This window comes from Thomasclavelia sp., from assembly GCF_047249845.1.
Lineage (GTDB): Bacteria > Bacillota_I > Bacilli_A > Erysipelotrichales > Coprobacillaceae > Thomasclavelia.
The window spans coordinates 1-1,975 of the sequence record NZ_JBKTWO010000152.1; the positions used below are offsets into that span (position 1 = coordinate 1).

At 29.1% G+C, this 1,975-nt stretch carries 2 protein-coding genes; both read left to right on the plus strand.

Features of this window, described 5'->3' with window-relative positions:
* Positions 1–114 precede the first annotated feature (114 nt).
* A complete protein-coding gene (locus tag ACLR9T_RS14205; protein ID WP_413110122.1) occupies positions 115–828 on the plus strand; it encodes an ABC transporter ATP-binding protein in 714 nt (237 codons plus the stop codon).
* Positions 821–1,975, plus strand: a 1,155-nt coding sequence (locus ACLR9T_RS14210; protein WP_413110123.1) for a hypothetical protein, incomplete at its 3' end; no start/stop codon positions are given. The genes ACLR9T_RS14205 and ACLR9T_RS14210, both read left to right, overlap by 8 nt.

Sequence of the window (1,975 nt, forward strand, 5' to 3'; positions counted from 1 at the left end):
CTTATATAGTTTTTAAGAGAATTGAAACTGAAAAAGATTGATTTATGAATAACTTAAATATATAATGATAATATAAATAATTTTAATAATTATTTATAAGAAAAGAGGGATATTATGTTAAGAATAGAACATTTAACAAAAAAATATGATCAATATAAAGCTGTTGATGATTTGTCTTTAGAAATTGAAGATGGGCATATATATGGATTTATAGGTCTTCATGGGGCTGTAATTACAACGACTTTAAAATCTGTTGTAGGTATTTTACCATTGGATGACGTTGAGATTTTTATTGATAATCAGTCAATGAAAACAAATGCTATGGCATGTAAAAAAATTATGGCATATATACCAGATAATCCAGATTTATATGAATATCTAACTGGTATTCAGTATCTAAATTTTATTGCTGATGTTTATCAGGTTTCAAAAACTGATAGAGAAGCACGTATAAAGAAATATGCTGATATGTTAGAATTAACTTCTGATCTCGCACAACCAATTAGTGCTTATTCACATGGGATGAAACAAAAACTTGCAGTCATTTCAGCATTTATTCATAATCCAAAATTAATTATTATGGATGAACCTTTTGTAGGTCTTGACCCTAAGGCATCTCATCTTTTAAAACAATTGATGAGAGAACATTGTGATCAAGGTGGTGCTATTTTCTTTTCAACGCATGTTTTAGAGGTTGCAGAGAAATTGTGTGATAGAATAGCAATTATTAAACAGGGTAAATTAGTCATTAGTGGTCGTACTCAAGATGTTATAGGTAATGATTCTCTTGAAGATGTCTTCTTAGAGTTGGAGAACGACAATGCTTAAGACTTTAATTAAGATAAGATTACAAGGGATCTTATTAAGGCAAACAAAGAGCAGTAAGAAAAATCAAGGTAATTCAATTGGAAAGATTGTCTTGATGGGACTTCTTTTTGCTTATGTGGGTGTTGTCTTCTGTGGTATGTTTGGAATGTTATTTTCTTCATTAATTGAACCACTACATTTAATGGGGATTGATTGGCTATATTTTGCTTTAATGAGTTTAATGATTATTATGTTATGTTTTGTTGGGAGTGTCTTTTTGACACAACATGAAATATATCAGGCTAAAGATAATGATTTATTGTTATCTATGCCTATCTCAAACAGAGATATTTTATTAAGTCGTGTTTTTGTTATTTTAATTTTAAATTATATTTATGAAATATTAGTTGCTGGACCAGCACTTTATGTTTATTTGACATCTGTTGGTATGGATGCTGTACAAATCCTTATGTTTGTTATTGTCTTTTTAACTTTACCACTTTTTGTATTGGCACTTTCATGTGTATTTGGGTGGTTAATGGCAAATATTATGAGACATGTAAGAAGAAAGAATATTGTGACATTAGTTCTATCACTTGGATTCTTTGGTATTTACTTGTATGCAGTATCCTCTATTCAAGAATATATAGGTTTATTAATTACGAATGGAAAGAGTATTGCACAGGCGATAGAACAAGGTGTTTTTCCAATTTATCATCTTGCAATAGCATTAAATGAAGGAAACTTTATAAGTTTGTTGATTTACCTTCTTTGTGTTTTGATACCATTTGTATTGGTTATCTATCTTTTGTCAATAAGTTTTGTTAAATTAGCAACAAGTCAACCAAAAACAAAGAAAATTAAATATGTCGAAAAACCTATGAAAGAAAATTCTATGTTTAAAGCATTATTAATTAGAGAAGTTAGACATTTTACTTCTAATGCAATGGTTATGTTGAATGGAGCAATTGGTATCATCTTTACAATCATTGGTGGTATAGCATTGATTATGTATAAGGATACAATAGATATGTTATTAAGAGAATTACCTGGTATTGAATCTATGCTAACACCAATTCTATGTGTGATGGGAATAGGAATTGGATCAATGAATATTATTAGTGCTTCCTCAGTTTCCTTAGAAGGAGATCGTTTATGGATCATTAAA

Coding starts and splice junctions, on each gene's coding strand:
- ACLR9T_RS14205 (WP_413110122.1), top strand. CDS start 115: ATGTTAAGAATAGAACATTTAACAAAAAAATATGATCAATATAAAGCT.